Here is a 1,821-nt window from a genome sequence, read left to right on the forward strand (position 1 = left end):
TTGAGTCCACTCCGACAACCTCATTTTCTTAATTGACGGAGAATTGGATATTTTCAGAAATGAACAGCCTGGCAGGTAATATTGCCGATAAAAATGTTTTGATTGCAAAATAAAGTTCAGATCCACCTGTCATATAGGCAAAAGTCTTTGATTTGATCGCTTTTTGGGCAATAGACGTAGTTCTTTGACATAATTGTTTTGTGTATTTGAGTATCCGGACAAAATTCACCCACAAACAACGGATGTTGGCCCACATTTGGTGCTTTATTACACCACGATACCTGCTTTTTGCGTTAGAGTAATGGTAGCCTAACTGAAAAATGGTAGCTTCAACATTGTTGCGGAACTGTAACGTTTCAATTGGTGTTTCTGCTATTTGTTTCCTGATTAGGTATACGTCAATTTCTTTCTGGGTAAAGTACCGATAACCTTTTTCTGTTTTGATGCGCCATTTAATGCTGCCGTCTTTGCTGACAACCTCCTTTGGATCAATAACTTCGTTGGTAATTGTGTTAGTAATTGAGAGTCTGCCATTTGTCAAAAAATTGAATTGATACCTGCTTTTCTCCCCTTGTATGGCATGCAGGTACAGAGCGATTTTATTTTCTTTGCAATATTGTTGGTTATCAGGGCTATGGTAAGCGCCATCGGCATGTGCCGCTTCTATTTTATCAGAGAAAACTTCCTTTGCTTTTTCGATGTCCTCTTGAAGAAAGGTAACATCGGAGGTGCTTGCTTTTTTTACATCAACGTGGCCGATCAGGTTAAGTTCTTTGTTTTCATCACAACTCTCAGTTACATTGATGCTATAACCTTTCACCTTTTGGTCATTCTTATTGCGATAATGACAGTCCGTGTCGTGCGGCGACTGGACAGAATTGGTCGATATCTCTTCCTTTTCACGGGCAACAACCATCTTTTTTTCATCAATCTTGTACTGCTCATTGAAAACTCGTTGGAGGGTTTGATAATAGACACTTGTCGAGGTCAAGAATAGGGGTAGAATACTGTATATCAATTCGCCTAGCTCTTGCAAACGACTTTTAACCTCTTCATTAGAGCAAATGTAAACGATTTTGTTTCCCTCTAATTTAAGTAGCTCATCTAACCGGCTCTGAATGACTTTATCAAGGCGTACATCGTGTTTCACCTCTTTGTAAAACAAGCGTAGTGTTTCATGTATCAATTCATAACGACTAAGCCATGCGATATTGCTGCCTAACAACTTGCTATCCATGCGAATACGCTTACCACTAACCTCAAATTCAGCACATTGCCCTTTAGTTATCTGTGAAAAAGCAGTTTCAAAGAGGTTCTCATTTGTGTCTTTCGCATATTCCTGAATGCGCTTGCGAAAAAGGTAATAAGTTGATTCAGTGGGTAATGGGTCATCTGCATTGTTCAGTCCCAACGAACTACGAACCAGCATATTAAAGCGACAGTTTTCAAAAAGCTTTTGATCGCTTAAGCCTTCTGCCTCTTTAAGCACCATCATTGCAACCAGTATGCGTATAGGAGCATTAGGGGTGCCGTTATCCTTGCAATATAAAGGTCGGAAGATATTTTCATCAATTCGCATGGTGATCTGTTTACGGAACTGATTATGCCATGCCTGTTTATCTTCGTACATCTTAAGCGAATTGCCAGAAAACAAAGATTTGGACGACGTAAATATATTTAGCTGACCTGATTCTGATGATTTTTTAAACATTTATGGCTCTTTTTATGATGCAACTAAGATACACAAAATGATTGAAATACGCAACTAATTATTTGATATATAATACATTATAAATAAAATCACTTTTCGGAGTGGACTCA

Annotated in this window: 1 protein-coding gene; it reads right to left on the minus strand. The window is 38.4% G+C overall.

Going from position 1 to position 1,821, the window contains the following annotated elements; genetic code table 11:
• Nucleotides 1-28: 28 nt before the first annotated feature.
• Nucleotides 29-1,711, minus strand: a complete 1,683-nt coding sequence (locus tag B5X70_RS17605) for a transposase (protein ID WP_079559213.1) — start codon at nucleotides 1,709-1,711, stop codon at nucleotides 29-31.
• Nucleotides 1,712-1,821 lie beyond the last annotated feature (110 nt).

Origin of the sequence: Alkalitalea saponilacus, assembly GCF_900168165.1 — a bacterium.
In the GTDB taxonomy this organism is placed as follows: Bacteria; Bacteroidota; Bacteroidia; order Bacteroidales; family Marinilabiliaceae; genus Natronoflexus; species Natronoflexus saponilacus.

Coding starts and splice junctions, on each gene's coding strand:
- B5X70_RS17605 (WP_079559213.1), bottom strand. CDS start 1,711: ATGTTTAAAAAATCATCAGAATCAGGTCAGCTAAATATATTTACGTCG.